General features: G+C 65.0%; 14 protein-coding genes and 1 tRNA gene. 9 read left to right on the forward strand and 6 right to left on the reverse strand.

Annotation, left to right across the window (positions count from 1 at the left end; genetic code table 11):
* Positions 1–37: 37 nt before the first annotated feature.
* The gene (locus MJO58_RS17765) at positions 38–220 is read right to left on the reverse strand and encodes a hypothetical protein (protein WP_239720243.1); all 183 of its coding nucleotides are present in this window, start codon (positions 218–220) and stop codon (positions 38–40) included.
* 347 nt (positions 221–567) lie between these two features.
* Here MJO58_RS17765 and MJO58_RS17770 point away from each other — a divergent pair, with 347 nt between their 5' ends.
* Both MJO58_RS17770 and MJO58_RS17775 read left to right on the forward strand, forming a co-directional pair.
* Positions 568–729, forward strand: a complete 162-nt coding sequence (locus MJO58_RS17770) for a hypothetical protein (RefSeq protein ID WP_175364454.1) — start codon at positions 568–570, stop codon at positions 727–729.
* A 201-nt stretch (positions 730–930) separates the two neighbouring features.
* The gene (locus MJO58_RS17775) at positions 931–1,536 is read left to right on the forward strand and encodes a GNAT family N-acetyltransferase (protein ID WP_239720245.1); all 606 of its coding nucleotides are present in this window, start codon (positions 931–933) and stop codon (positions 1,534–1,536) included.
* 37 nt (positions 1,537–1,573) lie between these two features.
* Here the strand turns inward: MJO58_RS17775 and MJO58_RS17780 are convergent, their stop codons facing one another.
* A complete protein-coding gene (locus tag MJO58_RS17780) occupies positions 1,574–3,175 on the reverse strand; it encodes an MFS transporter (protein ID WP_239720247.1) in 1,602 nt (533 codons plus the stop codon).
* Between the two features lie 336 nt (positions 3,176–3,511).
* Between MJO58_RS17780 and MJO58_RS17785 the strand changes: the two genes are divergently transcribed.
* Positions 3,512–4,222: a Type 1 glutamine amidotransferase-like domain-containing protein gene (locus MJO58_RS17785; protein ID WP_239720248.1), complete on the forward strand. Its 711-nt coding sequence runs from the start codon at positions 3,512–3,514 to the stop codon at positions 4,220–4,222.
* Positions 4,223–4,466: 244 nt separating this feature from the next.
* Here the strand turns inward: MJO58_RS17785 and MJO58_RS17790 are convergent, their stop codons facing one another.
* The 3 genes from MJO58_RS17790 to MJO58_RS17800 all read right to left on the reverse strand — a co-directional run bounded on the left by MJO58_RS17790 (position 4,467) and on the right by MJO58_RS17800 (position 10,005).
* Positions 4,467–4,793: an STAS domain-containing protein gene (locus MJO58_RS17790; RefSeq protein WP_239720249.1), complete on the reverse strand. Its 327-nt coding sequence runs from the start codon at positions 4,791–4,793 to the stop codon at positions 4,467–4,469.
* Complete coding sequence (locus tag MJO58_RS17795) at positions 4,793–8,929, reverse strand: SpoIIE family protein phosphatase (RefSeq protein ID WP_239720250.1); 4,137 nt, start codon at positions 8,927–8,929, stop codon at positions 4,793–4,795. Before MJO58_RS17795 ends, MJO58_RS17790 begins: the two co-directional genes overlap by 1 nt.
* Before the next feature lie 179 nt (positions 8,930–9,108).
* Positions 9,109–10,005 (reverse strand): lytic transglycosylase domain-containing protein, encoded by an 897-nt coding sequence (locus MJO58_RS17800; protein ID WP_239720251.1) that lies wholly within the window; start codon positions 10,003–10,005, stop codon positions 9,109–9,111.
* A 218-nt stretch (positions 10,006–10,223) separates the two neighbouring features.
* Between MJO58_RS17800 and MJO58_RS17805 the strand changes: the two genes are divergently transcribed.
* A complete protein-coding gene (locus MJO58_RS17805; protein ID WP_239723327.1) occupies positions 10,224–11,153 on the forward strand; it encodes a LacI family DNA-binding transcriptional regulator in 930 nt (309 codons plus the stop codon).
* 86 nt (positions 11,154–11,239) lie between these two features.
* A complete protein-coding gene (locus MJO58_RS17810) occupies positions 11,240–12,646 on the forward strand; it encodes an aldehyde dehydrogenase family protein (protein ID WP_239720253.1) in 1,407 nt (468 codons plus the stop codon).
* A gap of 81 nt (positions 12,647–12,727) precedes the next feature.
* Here MJO58_RS17810 and MJO58_RS17815 read toward each other — a convergent pair whose 3' ends face one another.
* Positions 12,728–13,783 (reverse strand): alpha/beta hydrolase fold domain-containing protein, encoded by a 1,056-nt coding sequence (locus MJO58_RS17815; RefSeq protein ID WP_239720255.1) that lies wholly within the window; start codon positions 13,781–13,783, stop codon positions 12,728–12,730.
* Between the two features lie 104 nt (positions 13,784–13,887).
* Here MJO58_RS17815 and MJO58_RS17820 point away from each other — a divergent pair.
* The 4 genes from MJO58_RS17820 (at position 13,888) to MJO58_RS17835 (ending at position 18,816) form a co-directional block, all read left to right on the forward strand.
* Positions 13,888–13,961: transfer RNA gene (locus tag MJO58_RS17820), tRNA-Cys, on the forward strand.
* 331 nt (positions 13,962–14,292) lie between these two features.
* The gene (locus MJO58_RS17825) at positions 14,293–15,114 is read left to right on the forward strand and encodes an FAD binding domain-containing protein (RefSeq protein WP_239720257.1); all 822 of its coding nucleotides are present in this window, start codon (positions 14,293–14,295) and stop codon (positions 15,112–15,114) included.
* Positions 15,111–17,828, forward strand: coding sequence for a molybdopterin-dependent oxidoreductase (locus MJO58_RS17830; RefSeq protein ID WP_239720260.1), 2,718 nt, complete (start codon positions 15,111–15,113; stop codon positions 17,826–17,828). The genes MJO58_RS17825 and MJO58_RS17830 overlap by 4 nt, the downstream gene beginning before the upstream one ends.
* Positions 17,829–17,844: 16 nt before the next feature.
* Positions 17,845–18,816 (forward strand): antibiotic biosynthesis monooxygenase, encoded by a 972-nt coding sequence (locus tag MJO58_RS17835; RefSeq protein WP_239720261.1) that lies wholly within the window; start codon positions 17,845–17,847, stop codon positions 18,814–18,816.
* Positions 18,817–18,848: the final 32 nt, after the last annotated feature.

Below are 18,848 nucleotides of genomic sequence, written 5' to 3' on the forward strand. Positions count from 1 at the left end.
AACCAGGCCGAGCCCGAGTGACGATCGCCCTTGCCAATCAGCTGTGGCTGTTGATTTCGTCGAGACCCCGCGGTTCGCCGCCGGCGGCGTCGAAGACCGCGAACAGGTCGTCCGTACACCCCTGCATTGCGGGACGCTCGTCGATCGCCACCGCATCGGAGCTGCCTGCGCCCAGCAGATCAGTCAGGGTCAGTCGGCCGAACGACCTGGGCGTGGTCACGAACGGCAGGTCGTGCCCTGCGTCACGACGACCTGGTTCGCGAGGTTCACGTCGCCATCTCGCGCGTAGACGGCGGGTTGGCCGCCATGCAAGAGCATGACAGCAAACCACGTCGATCGCCTGATTTGCGTGCCGGATCCCCCATTTGGTCCGCGCAGCCTCGTGAACTGTGGGCTCGCCCAAACCTGTTTCAAAGGGCCCGAGCAACGCGAACAGCGGGCGCCACCAACGACCCGCGCCCCTGTTTGTTCAACGGAATTGCGGTCTGCGTTCACCTGCCGACCGGGGCCGATGAGCGCCGTGAATCGTATTGCCGCCATGCCTGATTCGGCGATAGGGTAAGGGTCATGATCAACAACAGCATCGAGACAATGTTCATCGGCTACGGCGGTGGCGCCGGCGGCGGCCGTGGTGGTGGCGCTGGTGGTGGCCGCGGCGGTGGCGCCGGCGGCGGCCGTGGTGGTGGCGCTGGTGGTGGCCGCGGCGGCGGCGCCGGCGGCGGCCGCTAAATCTCATACTTTTCCTCTGCGCCCCTTCAACTCTCACCCAGTGATCGGGGGGCGCTAGGAGTTGCACGACGTTCGTCCCGCCCAGGCGATTGAGCCGAGGCGGAGACCACCACCTTCGCAAGCACACTGCGACAAACTGTGATACGGCCGTCGGGTCCATGACCCGGCGGCCGTTTCCGCGATCGCAAGTCTTGTGTGCCGATGACGACGCAGCGGAATCTGGACCCGCGATTCGCGGGCAAACCGAGCGGCTGCAAGACTGCTGGCATGCAAGCGATCAGCGGCACTGTGCGTTCGGCTACGCCGCAGGACGCAGCCGCCTGCGTGGCGATCTACCGGCCGTACGTCGAGAACACGCTGATCAGTTGGGAACTCGAGGCACCGAGCCCAGACGAGATGGCGTCGCGTATCGCCAACGCCCAACGGGCGCACGAATGGCTCGTTCTCGAACATGACGATCAGGTCATCGGCTTCGCCTACGGCCACGCGCTGATCAGTCTGCCTTCCTTCAGCTGGTCCGCCGAGACCGGCATCTACATCAGCGGCGACCGTCACCGCGCGGGTTGGGGCCGCAGACTTTATGCCGAAGTGCTGCACCGCCTCGCTGAGCGCGGATACCGGCGAATCTTCGCCGGCATTACCCAACCCAACGAGGCCAGCAACGCATTTCACCGATCCTTCGGATTCGAAGATATCGGCGCCTGGCCGCGTGTCTATTTCAAGAACGACCGCTGGCACGACGTCGCGTGGATGCAACTCGATCTAGGCCCCGGCGAGCCGCTGGGACCGCCGCGGCCAATCGGCTGATTGGCGATTATGTTGCGGCGCAGCCGCATAACCGCTCTCACTTGCGCGTGCGCAACGCGACGTAGTACTCGTGTCGCCGGGTGTTGTCGACGGTGTAACTGACCGCCTTCGTTACGCCGTCATGGTCGACATCTACCCATCGCTCGGTGCGTTGCCGCTCAAATTCGCTCCAGGACGTCACGGTGAACCTCTCGAGGAACGAGTTGGGTTCCTCGACATTGTGATAGAGCCGCCAACTGTGCCCGCCCGTCCGCAGCCGTGACTGCCTGACCTCCCGCATCGCTTCGATGAATTCGTCGAGGTTCTCGGGCGGCACCTGGTAGCGGACGGCTACGAGCACCGGTCCATCCTGTGGGCACGGTTCGAACACGAGCGTCGGCGTCGGCCAGGCGCTGGAAACCTCGACACTCTCTGTCCCGGTGCACGGCCGCAGCGGCAGCACGGCAACACTGAGGGCAGCGACGCCCAGCACCACGGCCGACCACAGCATCGCGACGTCAAGTCCCCACCGGGTGGCAAGGAGACCCCACACATAGGCGCCGAGCGCCTGAGATCCGGTCGAGACCAACAGATACACCGACAGTCCACGGGCCCGAACCCATCGCGGCAGCGACAGTTGCGCTGCGGCGTTCAACGTCGTCAACGTGATCAGCCACGCCGTCCCCGACAGCACCAGAAACGGAATCGCGGCCCCGAATGGCAGCCAGACCACCGCTACCGGCGCGAGGCCGTACGCCGCGGCAGAGATCGCCAGCAGCCGGTTGTCCGATATTCGCGCATGCAACGGTTCGGCAGCTATCACAGCTAGTATCGCGCCCAAACCAATGGCTCCCAGCGCCACACCGTAGCCGCCGGCTCCCAGGCGCCACGTGTGCGCGGCGGCAACCGGCAGAAGTGCGAGTATTGCCGACGCTGGGAACAGGAAAAGGGCTGTGCGCAAGAGGATCCTGCGAAAAATTGGACTATTCTCGACGTATTGCAGCCCGGTCAGAATGGCCTGGCCGACGCGTTCTCGCTCGACCGGCACAATTTGCTTCGGCCGATTCCACGCCCGCAAAGCGAAGATGATCGCCGAGAACGACACCGCGTTGATCGCGAAGACCGCCGCTGGGCCGAGCCAAGCCACGACGATACCGCCGATCGCCGGCCCAATCGCTCGGGTGGAGTTCGCCGAGACGCTGCCCAAAACCGAAACCGCCGGTATCTGCTGGCGCGGAACAACCTCGGGCTGAATCGCCTGCCAGGCTGGCCCGGTCAACGCGGAAGCGAACCCGATGGCCAAGGTAAACATCAACAGGGCGGTCGGGGTGAGGCGACCCAGGTTCGTCAGCAGCGCCAGCGCAAGCGCCACCAGCACAGCATATGTTTGCAGAAATATCAGAAGGCGACGGCGGTCGAATAGATCGGCGAGCACGCCGGCGAATAACCCCAAAAGCAGCGTCGGCCCCAGACTTGCCGTCTGAACCAGCGCCACGATGACGTCCGGACTGTGGCTTTCCACCAGGAACCATTGCGCCGCCACCGCCTGCATCCACGTTCCGATATTGGAGATGAACTGGGCGACGAACAGGCCTCGGTACACGCGGTTGCGCAAGGGCGCCCACGTCGACGGTTTGCGCTCTTGGTCCTGAATCACCACATGATCGATGGTCGACAGCCCCTCTGTCCGGCCAGTGCCCAGCGACGAAGCTGACTGGCGCTATCTAACGTGCGGGCAAGGCGTCCCGCGTTCTATCAAGAATTAGAAGTTTATGACACGTACACCCAACCCTCGCATCATGGAGCCAACCCAGAACATGCCCGGGCACCCGACGGGAAGCCGATCACGGCCCGTATCGCCGAACACGGATCGACCTGCTCCGTATTCCCTGTGAGACAACGATTCTGGTAGTAACCGCACCACTTGGACACGCACATCAGCGTCGCCTGGGAACCGAGCCGCGCGCAGCAGCACTTCGCCGATAGGGTGACTGTCATGTCCGATGCCGATCGGAAACCACTGCAACCGCTGTATCTGCTCGCGGACAGTCAGCTCCTGTTCTGGAAGCACCGTGGCCGCCCGTTGCTCGAGGCGGCACTTGACGGATTGGCTCGCGACACACGCCTTAGCGCGGCGTACATCGGAGCCTCCAACGGCGACCGTCCGGAGTTCTACGACATCTTCGAGGCGGCGATGGATGCGATCGGAATCCCGGACCGCCGCATGATCGATTCGTCGTTCGGTCCAGCCGACCGCACCTTCCTGGAAGGCGCGCAGTTGATCGTCCTCGCGGGCGGTGATGTGCGCCTAGGTTGGATGACGTTCGAGGAAACCGGGATGAGAGACCTGGTGCTGGACCGGTATACCCGTGGTGCGATCCTGGTGGGCATATCAGCCGGCGCGGTCCAGCTCGGACGGTATGGAATAGTCGAGTCGCCGAAATCTGCTGCCACCGAATTGCTCGATGTGTTCAATCTCGTCCCCGCGGTCGTCGACACCCACGACGAGCAGGCTGACTGGGCGCGGCTGTCACGCGCGATCGCCTCGCTCGACGGCGCCGCCACCGGGCTGGGAATCCCGTCCGGGGGCGCAGTCGTCGTGCACACCGACAACACCATCGAGCCGCTGCGGCGCCCTGCACACGAATTCCGTTACGAGGGCGCACACGTCGCCCACTCACTGCTACCGGCCGAGGCTGGCGACTGACGCTGCTTTTCCCCTTGCCGCGGCGTTAGCGCCGTTCGGTCGATCGCGCATGCTGCCGCGAGAGGCTGCGAGCCGGTGCAAGGCGGCCTCGCCTCTCCGCTCGCCCGTCCGGGCCCGCTAGCCCCGGATGAGGAGGCCGTCTACCAGTTCGTCACCCGAGTGGCGAAGGCGTATGCCGACACTACCTAACGGGTATCTCGATCGATATAGCTTGTGCAACTGAGCAATCGAGAGGAACTGGTCCCTAACCGGCGTCGCCTGCCGATGCGGCTTCCAGGGTCGCAACCTTGTCCAGGCCGCTGATCGTGAGGACCCGAACCAGCAAGCGGTGGACGATGACGTGCAGCCCGTCGACCTTGTCGGCGTGGTCGAAAAGCGCGTTGATTCCTGCACTGTCGAGATACTTGACCGTCCTGAGATCGATGGTGATCGGACTTCGGGTCCCCGCGCTAGCGGTGTTGAGTGCCTCGACGAGCTGGGCGACGTTGCTGAGGTCAATCTCCCCCGTCGCGGTCACCCAGGGCGTTCCGTCAGGGCCTTGGTCGGTGTTCAGCGTGAGCTGTGCGGGCATTAGGCGATCCTCGCGTACAAGTGAACTGTGGTGCCGGCCTCGGTGGAGCGAATTGTGATGTCCTCCACCAGACCTCGCATCAGGGTGATGCCGCGGCCCCGGTTGGCTCCAGGGATGGTGCGCGGTGTCTTCCAGGTGCCGCCGTCGGTGACGGTCACGTGCAGTGCGTCGACGACCGCGGTCGCGCGCAACGAGACGGTGCCCTCGCGTTGATCGCGGTAGCCGTGTTCGATGGCGTTGGCGACAGCTTCACCGACGGCGGTGAGCAGGTATGCAATTTGATCGGGCTCTACGCCTGCCTGAATCAGCCAGCTGCGCAATGCATCACGGCTCGGCGCGAGGTGATCGACGTCGGCGGCGAATTTCATCGACAAGGGCGCGGGCTGCCGATAGAGCAACATGGCCACGTCGTCCGAATAGCCGCCGCCAGGTTCGAGCCCGACCATGAGATCGTCTGCCACCTCATCGAGCGACTGGGACCGACCGACCTGAATCAGATCCGTCGCACTGGCGATGCCTTCGTCGATCGAACGGCCGCGGCGTTCGACCAGGCCATCGGTGTAGAGCAACAACGTCGACCGGGGCCGCATTGTCACGCGGACTTCGGGCCGGGCCCAGTCCGGCCGGAGCGCCAGCGGAAGCCCATGTTCGCCATCCAACTGTTCGGTAGTTCCGTTGGCGTGCACCATGATCGGTGGCGGATGGCCGGCATTCGAGTACACCAGCTCACCTGTGTCGAGGGTGAGCACCGCGCAGAATGCGGTGGTACAGCGGGCTCCGGGCAGTCGCGCGGCGAAGCGGTCCAACCCAGCGAGCACTGCACTGGGACCGGCCTGGTCGAGCAGCAGGGCCCGGCACGCGCTGCGGAGCTGACCCATCACCGTCGCCGCGGCAAGGCCGTGACCGACGCAGTCGCCGACGATCAACGCAACCCGCCCGTCGTCGAGATCGACGACGTCATACCAGTCACCGCCGACCTGTAGCGGATGGCTGGCCGGGTGATACCGCACCGCAAAGCCGCCCGGCAGATTCGCCGGGCCGAGCATCGCGTGCTGCAGCGCCAGAGCGGTCTCGCGTTGCTCGTCCAACAGATAGACGCGGTGCAGACCTTGACTGAGCCGTCCACCCAGGACCTTCAGCAAGTTGTGATCCTCCGGGGTGAACGGGCGCTGCTCGGCCAACTCAATCCACACAACGAGGACTCCACGAGGATGCTGCAACGAGATGCCCGCGGTGCCAGGCTCGCCGGCGACCGTGGTCAGCAGATCGGAATCTCGCAGCGACCCGATCAGCAGCCGGTGACCCGGCGGCAGTTCGTCCCAATCACACGGCTCGCCGGCGCACACCAGTGCCGGGGTGTCGTCCTGGGCAGGGTCGCGGGCGAACGTTGCGGCCAGGACGCGGCGCGCATCCCACGTCTGTCGTAGTTCTCCGACCGCGCCGCGCAGCGTGTCATCAAGCGTATCCGCTTGTGCTAGTTGCTGATTCAGTGCAGCCAGGGCAAGCTGACTCTGCACAATGTAGTGCTCGGTCGTGATGTCACGCAGGGTGCCGACCATTATTCGGCGGCCGGTGTCTGGGTCGTCCACGTGGTTGAAGTTGGCCGCGACCCACAGGCGGTGCCCGTCCCGGTGGACCACCGGGGCAGTGAAAGCGCCCTGGGTTTCGTTCAGCAGCTGCTCGAAGACCCCCTCGACGTGACGGAGCGATTCCGGGTCGGTTTCGGCGCCCGGCCACCACGGGTGCGGCGGGGCATAGGGCAGCTGTTCGGGTCCGTAGCCCAAGATCTCGCCGAACGCGGCGTTGATCTCGATGACGGCACCGTTTTCGTCGCAGACGAAGAACCCTTCCTGCAGCGAATCAACCAGGGCGGCGCGCCACCGGTTGTGATGGCCGCGCAACCGCGACAGTTCGACATTGGCGCGCACCCGGGCCAGGAGCTCGGCGGCGGCAAATGGCTTGACGAGATAGTCGTCGGCACCGGCCAGCAAGCCTTCGATCGAGGCTTCTTGCCCGGCGCGAGCCGACAGCAACAGCACGGGTAAAGCCGCGGTGCGCGAGTCACCGCGCAGGGTCGCCAGCAGTTGTAGACCATCCAGCCCGGGCATCATCACGTCGCTGATGACAAGGTCGGGAACCTGCGCACGGATGGCGTCGAGCGCCTGCTGCCCATCGGTGACGGCAGTGACCTGGTAACCCGACGCCCGCAGCAGTCTAATCAGGTATTCACGCATATCGGCGTTGTCGTCGGCGACCAGCACGTGTGTCCGTTCGCCGTCTTTTCCGGCGGGGGCGACGGCGGTCATCATCGCGGTGCTGCTGGCGTCCGACGCTGCGGCGCCGGTGTCGCCGGGCAGCCAGCGCAAGGCTTCCTGTACAAACGGTTCGGCGATCACACCGGAGGTGGGACGTGTTGCCGGTGGCCCCGCGACTTCGTCGGTCGGCAGATGGGCCGAGCCGAATGCCAGCCGGATGGTGAAGGTGGTGCCGACGCCTTCCTGACTTTCGACCGAGATAGTGCCGCCGTGCAGTCCGACGAGTTCTTTGACCAGAGCCAACCCGATTCCGCTGCCCTCTGTGGAGCGCGCGCGTGCGCTTTCGATGCGGTGGAAACGCTCGAAAAGCCGGGGCATTTCGGCGGCGGGCACCCCGACCCCGGTGTCGGACACCGTGACGATGGCATCGGTGTCATCGCGGCTCACCGCGACCCGGATGGTGCCGTCGAAGGTGAACTTCAGCGCGTTCGAGAGCAGGTTGAGGATCACCTTTTCCCACATCTCGTGATCCAGATAGACCGGTTCGTCGAGCGGCGGACAGTCCACCGAGAACGTCACACCGGCCCGGTCGATCGCCGATCGGAACACACTCGCCAAATCGGCTGTGACGGTTGACAAGTCGACGGGCTCGAATCGGGCGCGCATCCGCCCCGCCTCGATGCGGGAAAAGTCCAGCAACGTGTTGACCAGCTTGGACAGCCGTAAACCGTTGCGGTGCACCAGTTCCAGCTCCTGGCGCGCCCGCTCGTCCAACCCGACTGGCCGGCCGCGCAACTCGTCGACCGGTCCGAGAATCAACGCGAGCGGGGTGCGGAATTCGTGGCTCACGTTCGAGAAGAACGCCGTTTTCGCTCGGTCAAGCTCGGCCAGCTCCTCGGCCCGCTGTTGCTGAGCCCGATAGCTGCGGGCGCTGCCAATGCCTGCCGCGACGTAGCCGGCCACCAGTTCGACGAAGCCGCGGTAGCCGTCGTCGAACTGGCGGTACCGATTGAGCCCGGCCACCAGGAAGCCGACGGGCTCCCCGCCCTGTTGCAGGAGCGGGACCACGAGCGCCTGAGTGGGCGGCTCGAGCCAGGCGCCGGTAGGCAGATCCTGTGCGTCGTTGTCGAGGTCGATCAGTTGGGTCATGCCCTGCGCCAACGTGGCGGTGGGCCAGTCGGAAAGGCCCCCGGCGGGAAGTACTTTCGGCGCCGCGGGATGCCCGGGCTCGATTCCGCTGACCCCGGCCAGCAGCGCCTCACCGTGCTCGCCGAACAGATAGATCGTCGTGAAGGGAAGGTCGTAGGGATTGTTCGCGAGTTGCCGGGCCGCGTGGTCCAGCATCTGACGTTCGGTTCGCACGACGCTCGGATCCGAACCCAGGTCGCGCAGCGTTGCCATCCGCCGCTGAGCGATCACCCGATCGGTGTCTTCCCGGACCACGCAGAGCATCCCCACGATGCTGGCGTCCTCGTCGCGCAGCGCGCTGTAGGAGAACGTGTGGTACGACTCCTCGGGGTATCCCGACCTTTCGATGATGAGCATCAAGCCCTCGTCCCAGGTGGGCTCCCCGGTCACCAACACGCTCGCGATCCGCGGACCGATGTCGTCCCAGATCTCGGCCCACACCTCGCTGGCCGGGCGGCCCAGCGCCCAGGGGTACTTGCGGCCCAGCGTGTCCCGGCGATAGGCGGCATTGCAGAAGAAGGTCAGCTCCGGACCCCACGCCATCCACATCGAGAACCGCGACGACAGCAGGATGTTGACGGCAGTGCGCAGGCTTTGCGGCCAATGTTCGACTGGCCCGAGCGGGGTGGCCGCCCAGTCAACGGCGGCCAGATCGAGACCGATCTCCTGGTCTGCCCGGAAAACCACTGACATCCCTTCCGAATGTGCTCAGACCCAGAGATGGTCGGTTACCGCTGCCCGTAGCGGCTCCCTCATAGCGAACCATCGACAAAGGTCTCGTCGCCAGTTTTTCGCTGGATAGTCCACAATTGTGACGTTTACGCGGGCGGGCGGGTTCGGTAAGTTCGACTATCCGGTTTGCACCCGCGACGCTACTGCGCGTGGGCGGCCAGATAGTCGGCGACGGGGATCGGTGACGACGCGGCGTAACCGATTGGCAGCAACACATCGCCGGCGGTCGTGACGTAGTAGACGTCCCAGCGGTAGAACGTTGCAAACGCCGCGGGATCAGCCCCGATCAACGCGGCGTAGTCGTCGACCGCCTGCACATACTGGTGCGCGTGGTTGTAGCTGTAGATGGCGCGATCGCGGTCGTCGGCAAATCCGTTGGCGTTGAGCATCCGGCCCGCCGCCATGATGCTGTCGTGGAGCGAGTTGACGTCGCCGCCCTGTCCGTAGGAGGCGAACGTCGAAGGCAAGAACTGCATGGGACCTTGGGCGCCGGCGGTGCTCACGCCGTTGATGCTGCCGAAACGGGTCTCGACCAGGTTGATCGCGGCCAGGTAGTTCCAGCCGACGCCGGACTCGGCTTCCGCCGCGTGGTAGTAACCCATCAACTCATCGGCCGGAGCCGGCGGGTCGATGCGCCAGGCCGGCACGGTGTCCCGAACTTGTGCCATCGCCTGGAGCTGTCGGCGGGCGTCGACATTGCGGTCGTAGACATCGATTATCGACGCCGGGACGAGCGGTCGGACGGTCGCATCCCATTCCGGGTGCCGCCCGATGGCCCGGTAAGCCGCTTGCTCTCGGTGCGCCGCCGCGGCCAGCGCTGCCTCCGGCGTCGACGGGTCACGCAGCGCGAGTTCGTCGGCGACGAGATCTTTGGCCAGCTGCGCGGGGTCGGATGCCAGCTGCGGCTGCACGCCGAGGCGCACCCCCGGCGCCTCGGCGACCATCGCCGGTGCCGCTGCCGACTGCCCACAGCCGACGGTTGCGACCACGATCATCGCGAAGGCAACCGGCGCGGCGCACACATGTCTACGGTTCATTGCGTCCACCACCAACGATTACGGGTAGTTCTGCGGCTGGTCGGCCCGTACCGAGTCTTTCGCATCCGACCGCGTGACTTCAATGGGCGGCCAAACCAGAGATTGAATGCGCAGGCAGCGCGCCTCCATCGACGTAATCTAAGTCGTCACTCGCGACTGCTGGCTGGGAGGTCGATCTGAGCGTGAAGGGCAGGCCCACCAAGGCCGACGTCGCGCGCATGGCGAACGTGTCGACCGCGACGGTCAGCTACGTGCTGAACAACTCCGTCGGGCGCACCATTTCGGCGCAGACCCGCGCCGCCGTCCACAGTGCCGCCGCGGAATTGGGGTACCGGCCCAACCTTGCCGCCCGCAACCTCGCCCGCGGGAAAAGCGGCGTGATCTTGTACATCGTGCCGCGGCTCGCCGGCGGTGAGATGCCCATGCAGGTGGGCACGTACATGACCACCGAGTTGACCCGCCGTGGCATCATGCAGGTTCAGCTGTTCGAGACCGAGCACGACGACGCGGTCGCCGACGCCATCAATCATCTCCAGCCGATCGCCGTGACGAGCCTTTTTCCGTTGGGCCGCAAGGCATCTGGCGCCGTGAAGGACGCAGCCATCCCTCACATCTGCGTGCATACCCTGTCGGGGCTCGGCGACCCGCAGTACTCGGTCGGACAGATGCGTGTCGACCACCTCGTCTCTCGGGGTCATCGCAACCTCGGATTTGCCTACTCCGGCGATCGTCGATGGCGCGCTGTTGGCGATTACTGGATCGACGGCGTCCGACGCGCGGCGCACCAGCACGGTCTGCCCGACGTCGTCGTGACCGCGTTAACGCCGGACGACAGCGCTACACCGGTCCGCGAATTGCACGACGCGGGCGTCACCGCGGTCTGCGCACAAAGCGACGAGGTGGCCTTCGTGGTGCTCGACGGCATTCGGCGCGCCGGACTTCGTTGCCCGGACGACCTCGCGGTCATCGGTGTCGACGCCACGGCCCTGTCCCCGTTCAGCGTCCCCGCGTTGACGACCGTGGTGTTCGACCGCACGGCAATCGCCGAGGTGGCACTGTCAGCGGTTTTGACCGAGCTGCGCTTACCCGACGAATCCCCTCCGGCCGGCCGGGACATCGCGTCGCTGGTCATCCGCGACTCCACCTGAGCCGTACTAGACACTCACTAGTTACGCGCGTAACCTCTGTCGAGCGACGACCCCACTCCGGCGGCTCGCCGAAAGGATGAAGGACATTGGCTGACGCCATCGCGGTCTACAACCCCTCCAACGAAGAGCTGATCACCGAGGTCCCCGACTCCGACCAAGCGGCCGTCGACGCGGCCGTGGCCCGCGCGCGCGAGACCTTCGAGTCGGGTGTGTGGCGCAAGGCGCCCGCGTCACACCGCGCGAACGTGCTCTTCCGCGCCGCTCGCATTATCGAGGCGCGCACCGACGAACTCGCCGCGCTCGAGGGCCAGGACAACGGCATGAACCTGACCGCCGCGCGTCACATCATCCCGGTGTCGGTCGACATGCTGAAGTACTACGCCGGCTGGGTCGGCAAGATCCACGGCGAGTCGGCGAACCTCGTGTCCGACGGCCTGCTCGGCACCTGGGAGACCTACCACACGTTCACCCAGCTCGAGCCGGTCGGCGTCGTCGGCCTGATCATTCCGTGGAACGGGCCCTTCTTCGTCGCGATGCTCAAGGTCGCGCCCGCCTTGGCGGCGGGTTGCAGCGCGGTCCTCAAGCCCGCCGAGGAGACGCCGCTCACCGCGTTGAAGCTCGAAGAGATCTTCCGCGAGGCAGGCCTGCCCGACGGCGTCCTCAATGTCATCACTGGCTACGGCGAGACCACGGGTGCGGCAATGACCGCGCACCCGGACATCGACAAGATCTCGTTCACGGGATCGACGGAGGTCGGACGGCTGATCGTCAAGGCGGCGGCGGGCAACCTCAAGCGCCTCACGCTCGAGCTCGGCGGCAAGTCGCCGCTGATCATGTTCGACGACGCCAATCTCGACAAGGCGATCATGGGGGCCGGCATGGGCCTGCTGGCCGGTTCGGGGCAGAACTGCTCGTGTACCTCGCGCATCTACGTGCAACGCGGCATCTACGACCAGGTGGTCCAAGGGCTCGCCGGCTTTGCTCAGATGCTGCCGATGGGTGGCAGCGACGATCCCGACTCCGTGCTCGGGCCGCTGATCAGTGACAAGCAGCGCAAGCGCGTGGAGGGCATCGTCAACGACGGCGTCGCCGGCGGCGCGCAGGTGATCACCGGCGGCAAACCAATGGACCGCAAGGGCTACTTCTACGAGGCGACGATCGTCACCAACACCACACCCGACATGCGGCTCATCAAGGAGGAGATCTTCGGTCCGGTCGGCTGCGTGATTCCGTTCGACGACGAGGACGAGGTGATCGCCGCCGCGAACGACACGCACTACGGGCTGGCCGGCTCGATTTGGACCGAGAACCTCAGCCGGGCCCATCGTGTCGTGAATGAGCTTCGCGCAGGCCAGATTTGGGTGAACTCCTCGCTCGCGGCCGACCCGTCGATGCCGATCAGTGGCCACAAGCAATCGGGTTGGGGCGGCGAGCGTGGCCGCAAGGGCATCGAGGCTTACTTCAACACCAAGGCTGTCTACATCGGGCTTTGATCGGGCCGCGAGCGTCGTCACGCCGAGAATCGGGCTGATTTTTCGGCCTGCGGTTACGCCCGCGCCGATCGGCCTAGGCGCCTAAGCGAGGCTCTTGGTGAAGCCGCTGAGATCGCGGATGCTGGCCACGAACACCTCGGGCATCGCGCCCGCGAATATCAGATCGCCCCCGTGACAGGTGCCCGCGACCAACCGGCCCACAGTGGGTACACCCGCGCGCACCAGACGGCGGTAGTAATCCAGTCCCTCGTCGCGCAACGGGTCGAGTTCGTTGACCGAGATCACATGTGGTGGAAGGCCATTCAGATCCTCGTCGGTCGCAACGCCGGCAAAACAGGTGGGGTCGTTCGAGTTCTCATCGTCGGGATCGTAAAGCGAACCCAGTAGCTCCAACTGTTGAAGACTGATGAAGTAGCCGTCGCATTCTCGCAGTGAAGGCAATTCATCGGGGACGTCATGCCATCGATTAGAGATGTACGGACATTGCGCGTAAAACCCCGCGATTTCGTGCAGCCACCCCTCGCGTTTCGCCTTATGCGCCACGGTCAGCGTGAGATTGCCGCCGCCGGACTCGCCTGCGACGACCAGGTGGGTAACGCCGAGTTCTGCACGACGCGATGCCACCCAACGAACAGCGGCCGCGCTGTCGTTCAGTCCGGCGGGAAAGGGGTGCGGGCCGAGTTTTCCGCCGGAATTGCGGAACTCGACGCCGACGACGACAAGTCCGGTGCCCGCGATGTACTCGCGCAGCCGCGTGTACGTTGCGTCGGCGGCGCTTGCGATGGCCATGCCGCCACCGTGCAGGTGCACCACGGCAGGCAATGGCCCATCCACATCGGGGCGGCTGACGTAGAGCGTTACGTCGTTGCCGTCTTCGCCGGTGATCGTCGTCGCCGTGGTGGTCACGCCATCCGCGTCCGGAACACCCGCCGCGAACGCACCGAGCACGGCGCCCATCCCTTCCTCGGCCATCGCGGCATAGGCCAGCAGTTCCTCGAGCGGCGCATCCCGTGTCAGTGCCACCGTCGGCGCATTGCCGTCAAGACCGAATGGTGCGAGAGCTTTGACCATTCGCGGGTCTGCGCGCGGGTCGGTTCGCAGGGAACAATCGGGATCGGCGAGACGACCGTTGGTCATTTTGCGACCTTACTGTCGCGGCCCGCGGCACCGCTAGACCGAAATGATCGGGCCGAGAAAAATACTGGGCTCCAGCACCTTGTGCTGGCATGGTAAGCCCTCATGCGGGTGTGGCTGAGCGGCTAGGCAGCGGCCTGCAAAGCCGTATACACGGGTTCGAGTCCCGTCACTCGCTCCAAGGAGTAAGGCCGCGCGATTCCGGTCAGCGGACGGCCGCCGCCTCAGCCCTGGGCGATGAGGTCGGCCACGATCGATACCGCCGTCTCCCGAGCGCCGGCGGCGTCAGTATGCCACCGGGCGCCCAACGGCGGTGTCCGCCGACTGTTAAATACTCGCTAATTGTGTTGTGGCGGAAGTTATTGCGTGAATGACCAGTGGTCATTCAGGGCGCCCTCGCGCGGCGTCGGACACCGTGGCGCGCCAAATTGCCCGAAACTCTCCCTAGATCGAGCCGGGTATCTAGAGTTGGGCCGCTCAGCGTGCTCAGCCAGAAGCCCCGGGGGGGTCGCATGGATCTCAACACCGTCGTCGACGTTGTCCGCCGACCGTCCGATCGCCCGGGTGCCGCCTGGCGCACCGGTGATGCGTGGCTGGCAGGCGGAACGTGGCTGTTCTCCCAGCCGCAGCCTGCCGTGAACCGACTGGTCGACCTCGCCGGGCTTGGCTGGCCCAGCCTGGTGTCCAACTCCGAAGGACTCGAGATCGCCGCGACGTGCACGGTCAGAGAGCTCTACGAATTTGTGCCGCCCGTCGACTGGCTCGCCGGGGGGCTGCTGCAGACCAGCTGCGAGATGTTCCTCGCGCCGCTCAAGGTGTGGAATGCCGCCACGGTGGGCGGCAACATCTGCATGTCCCTGCCCGCAGGACCAATGATCACCATGGCCGTAGCACTGCAGGCGACCTACCTACTGTGGGCTGCCGACGGGACAGAACGGACGGTTGCGGCAAAGGATTTCGTTATCGGCGACCACCAAAATGTGCTGGGGCCCGGGGAGATCTTGCGCAGCGTTCACGTCCCCGAACACAGCCTTGGCAGGCGCTATACCTATCGGCGCTTCACGCTCACTAAGCTCGGCCGCTCCACCGTATTCCTGGTGGCCACCCAAACGCCGGGCGCCGACGATCTGATGCTCACTATTACAGCGGCGACCACGCATCCGCTGGTGCTGGAATTCGGCACCGTGCCCGACGCCGACACGTTGCAACGACTCGTGGATGCGATCCCAACGGAGTTCTGGTTCGCCGACCCCAACGGGACGCCAGCGCACCGGCGACACCTGACCAAGCACTACGCCGAAGAAATCCGGGCCGAGCTCGGGGGTACGCGATGAGCTACACCGTCAACGGCACGACGTTCTCGCAGGAGCCACAGCCAGGCCAGTGCCTGCGGACCTTCCTGCGTCGCTTGGGCTGGTACGGGGTTAAAAAGGGTTGTGACGCAGGCGATTGCGGCGCATGCACAGTCTGGCTCGACGGCCGCGCGGTGCACAGCTGCATCACACCTGCTTTCCGCGCCGACGGGCATCAGGTGACCACGATCGAGGGGCTGGGTTCACCCGAAAACCTGCACCCGATGCAAAGGCAATTCCGCGACGCCCCCGGATTTCAATGCGGCTTTTGCACTCCCGGCATGATCATGACGGCAGCCGCCTTGACCGATGAACAAAAGAAGGACTTGCCGCATGCGTTGAAAGGCAACCTGTGCCGCTGTACCGGCTATCGGGCGATCGAAGATGCCGTCAACGGCGTGGCCGCGGTCGAAGAGGCAGCGCCCGGTGAGGCGATCGGCACGAGTGTGGGCGCACCCGCAGGCACCGACGTAGTGACCGGACGCGCCGAATACACCATGGACACCGAGATGGACGACATGCTCCATCTCAAGATCCTGCACTCACCGCACGCGCATGCGCGCATCGTCTCCATCGACAAGTCGGCAGCCCTGGCCGTGCCCGGGGTGCACCGCGTGTACACCTGGGAAGACGTGCCCCGCAAGCTATTCAGCACCGCGATCCACACGGATCATCTTGTCGACCCCGACGATACCTACCTACTGGACAACGTGGTGCGCTTCGTGGGCCAGCGGGTGGTCGCGGTGCTGGCCGATACCATCGGCGCCGCCGAAGAGGGCTGCCGCAAGGTCGTGGTCGAGTACGAACTGCTGCCCCCGGTGTTCGATCCCGACGAGGCGATGAAGCTCGGTGCGCCGCAGCTGCACGGTTCCGCCGACCCGTTCATTCAGGACCCCGTACATAACATCCTGGTCGAGCTGCACGGTGAGATCGGTGATGTGGCAAAGGGTTTCGCCGAAGCCGACGTCATTCATGAAGGCACGTACTTCACGCCGCGAGTGCAGCACGCACATTTGGAGACGCACGGGTCAATTGCCTGGACGGAAGATGGCCGGCTGCACGTACGGACCAGCTCGCAGTCCCCGTGGGTCTGCAAGGGCAAGCTGGAGCACCTGTTCAACTTGCGCCCGGATCAAGTCCGGGTCTTCTGCAAGCGCGTCGGTGGCGGTTTCGGCGGAAAGCAGGAAGTGATCAGCGAGGATTTGGTGGCGCTGGCCACGCTGGACACCGGCCGACCGACATCCTGGGAATACACCCGCGAAGAGGAATTCACCACAGCCTCGCCCCGGCACCCGATGAAGATCACCGTGAAGCTCGGTGCGCGCGCCGACGGCACGCTGACCGCCTTCCACTTCCGCAACGTGTCCAACACCGGCGCCTACGGCAATCACGGCGGGGAGACCGCGTTCGCCGGAGCCGCCGCGGTCGCGATCTACCGCTGTCCTAACAAGAAATTCGACGCCTACGCGGTGTACACCAATACCGTGCCCAGTGGCGCGTTGCGCGGTTACGGCATGACTCAACCCGCGTTTGCGGTGGAGTCGGCAATGGACGAGCTAGCCGTCGCGCTGGGCATCGATTCGCTGGAGTTGCGGCGGCGCAACATCGTTCGTCCCGGGGACCCGTTGCTGGCGATCCACGTAGAGGCGGACGACGTGGAGTTCACCGAGGACACACTGTCTACGTGTATCGATCGTGTCGACGCCGCGCTGCGTTCCCAGCCCAACGGGGAGGCGTTAGGTGAGGACTGGCTGATCGGCACCGGCGCAGCCGGTTCGATACACGAAACCGCGCCGCCCACCGAGCACATCTCTGTTGGGCTCGCCACCCTAGGCGAAGACGGGATATACGAGATCGCGATAGGCACTTGCGAATTCGGCGAAGGAACGTCGACCGCCCACGCCCAGATCGCCGCGGCCGCGCTGAGCACCACCGCAGAGCGGATCCGGCTGGTGCAGTCCGACACCGACCGCACCGGGTTCGATACCGGGGCATTCGCCAGCGCCGGACTGTTCGTCGCCGGCAACGCCGTGTTGCGGACGTCGATCGCGCTGCGCGACCGCATCTTGCGCTTCGCGTCCGCGCACACCGGCGTCGACCTGGCGTCGTGCACGATGGACGATGACGCGGTGCGCTGCGGCGAAGCCCGGGTGCTGCTGACGGAACTGGTGGCCGCCGCCGCGGGCCGCGGCGTGCTGTTGACCGAATCGCGCAAGGCATATGGTTCGCCGCGCAGTCTCGCCTGCAATGCGCACGGATTTCGTATCGCGGTGCACCGGATAACCGGGGAGATTCGCGTCCTCTACAGCGTGCACGCCACCGATGCCGGAGTGGTGATCAATCCGCAACAGGTTCGCGGACAGATCGAAGGCGGCGTGACCCAGGGCCTTGGCTTCGTGCTGACCGAGCACCACATGATCGACGAGGACGGCGTGATGATCAATCCGACGCTGCGCAACTACCGCATCCCGACCTATGCCGACGCGCCACGTACGGAGGTAATCCTGGTCGACTCCACCGACTCGGCGGGCCCCCTGAGGTCCAAGGGGATCGCCGAAATGTGCATCAACCCGGTCGCGCCCGCCATGGCCAACGCGGTGTACGACGCGACCGGTGTCCGATACCGTGAGCTGCCGTTAACCCCGGACCGGATCTTTGCGGCCCTGCAGTCACGCCAAATGATCCCGACCGTCTGAGCGCAACGGACATCTAATGACCTCCAAGGAAACTACCGACAACGTCGCCACAGTGATCATCGGCGAAACAGTCCGACCCGGTTGCGAAGAGGCGTTTCTCACCTGGCAGCAGCGGCTCAACATCGCGGCGTCGCACTACCCGGGATTCATTGCCGCGGAAATCAATCCGCCGACGCCATTGCAGCCGCAGTGGTCGCTGATCTACCGCTTTGATTCACTGCCGAATCTGCGGGCATGGATCAACAGCGCCACGCGTCAGGACGGGCTGACTGAAGGGCAGCGCTACCTCGAGTGCCCGTCCACCCAACAGGTCATCACAGGCGGTGCGACACCGCCCGACACTTTGGTCACAACGGTGGTGACCCATCGCGTCACACCCGAGCATGTCGACGAATTCCTGTCCTGGCAGGAGCGACTTCGATTGGCGGAGAGCAAATTTCCGGGCTTCCGTGGTTCTGAGATCTTTCGACCGATCGAGGGCGTGCAAGACGAATGGACAGCGCTCTACCGCTATGACAGCGCTGCTGACCTGGACAGGTGGCTGATGTCGGCGGAGCGTCAACAGCTTCTCGACGAGGGAAAGAAGTTCAGCGACTTTCGGTTACGCACGCTCGACAACTCCTTCGGCAGTTGGTTTACCTTCGACGAACCCGCCGGCCAGGCGCGTGGTCCATCGCAGGCGAAGACGGCGATTTCAGTGTGGGTCGGCTTGTATCCGACAGCGATGCTGCTCACTCTCGCGATGGCGCCGGCAAGGCTGCCACTTTGGCAGGGAATGCTGATCTCAAATCTAATCTCCAGCTGCATCATGACCTTTTTCACGATGCCGTTTTATGTGAACCGGTTGTTGAGACGGTGGCTGTACCCGACCGCCGACACACCGAAGTCGGCGATCAACGTTCGCGCAGCCTTGCTGATCACCACGTTGATAGGGTTTTGGGTAGTGCTGTTCTGGCTGGTGACCACGGTGTTCTGGACGCTGCCGTGAGAACCGCGCGCCGACACGGATCGAAAACAGAT

This window comes from Mycobacterium lentiflavum (assembly GCF_022374895.2).
Classification (GTDB): Bacteria; Actinomycetota; Actinomycetes; order Mycobacteriales; family Mycobacteriaceae; genus Mycobacterium; species Mycobacterium lentiflavum.

Coding starts and splice junctions, on each gene's coding strand:
- MJO58_RS17770 (WP_175364454.1), top strand. CDS start 568: ATGATCAACAACAGCATCGAGACAATGTTCATCGGCTACGGCGGTGGC.
- MJO58_RS17775 (WP_239720245.1), top strand. CDS start 931: ATGACGACGCAGCGGAATCTGGACCCGCGATTCGCGGGCAAACCGAGC.
- MJO58_RS17785 (WP_239720248.1), top strand. CDS start 3,512: ATGTCCGATGCCGATCGGAAACCACTGCAACCGCTGTATCTGCTCGCG.
- MJO58_RS17790 (WP_239720249.1), bottom strand. CDS start 4,793: ATGCCCGCACAGCTCACGCTGAACACCGACCAAGGCCCTGACGGAACG.
- MJO58_RS17795 (WP_239720250.1), bottom strand. CDS start 8,929: ATGTCAGTGGTTTTCCGGGCAGACCAGGAGATCGGTCTCGATCTGGCC.
- MJO58_RS17800 (WP_239720251.1), bottom strand. CDS start 10,005: ATGAACCGTAGACATGTGTGCGCCGCGCCGGTTGCCTTCGCGATGATC.
- MJO58_RS17805 (WP_239723327.1), top strand. CDS start 10,224: ATGGCGAACGTGTCGACCGCGACGGTCAGCTACGTGCTGAACAACTCC.
- MJO58_RS17815 (WP_239720255.1), bottom strand. CDS start 13,783: ATGACCAACGGTCGTCTCGCCGATCCCGATTGTTCCCTGCGAACCGAC.
- MJO58_RS17825 (WP_239720257.1), top strand. CDS start 14,293: ATGGATCTCAACACCGTCGTCGACGTTGTCCGCCGACCGTCCGATCGC.
- MJO58_RS17830 (WP_239720260.1), top strand. CDS start 15,111: ATGAGCTACACCGTCAACGGCACGACGTTCTCGCAGGAGCCACAGCCA.
- MJO58_RS17835 (WP_239720261.1), top strand. CDS start 17,845: ATGACCTCCAAGGAAACTACCGACAACGTCGCCACAGTGATCATCGGC.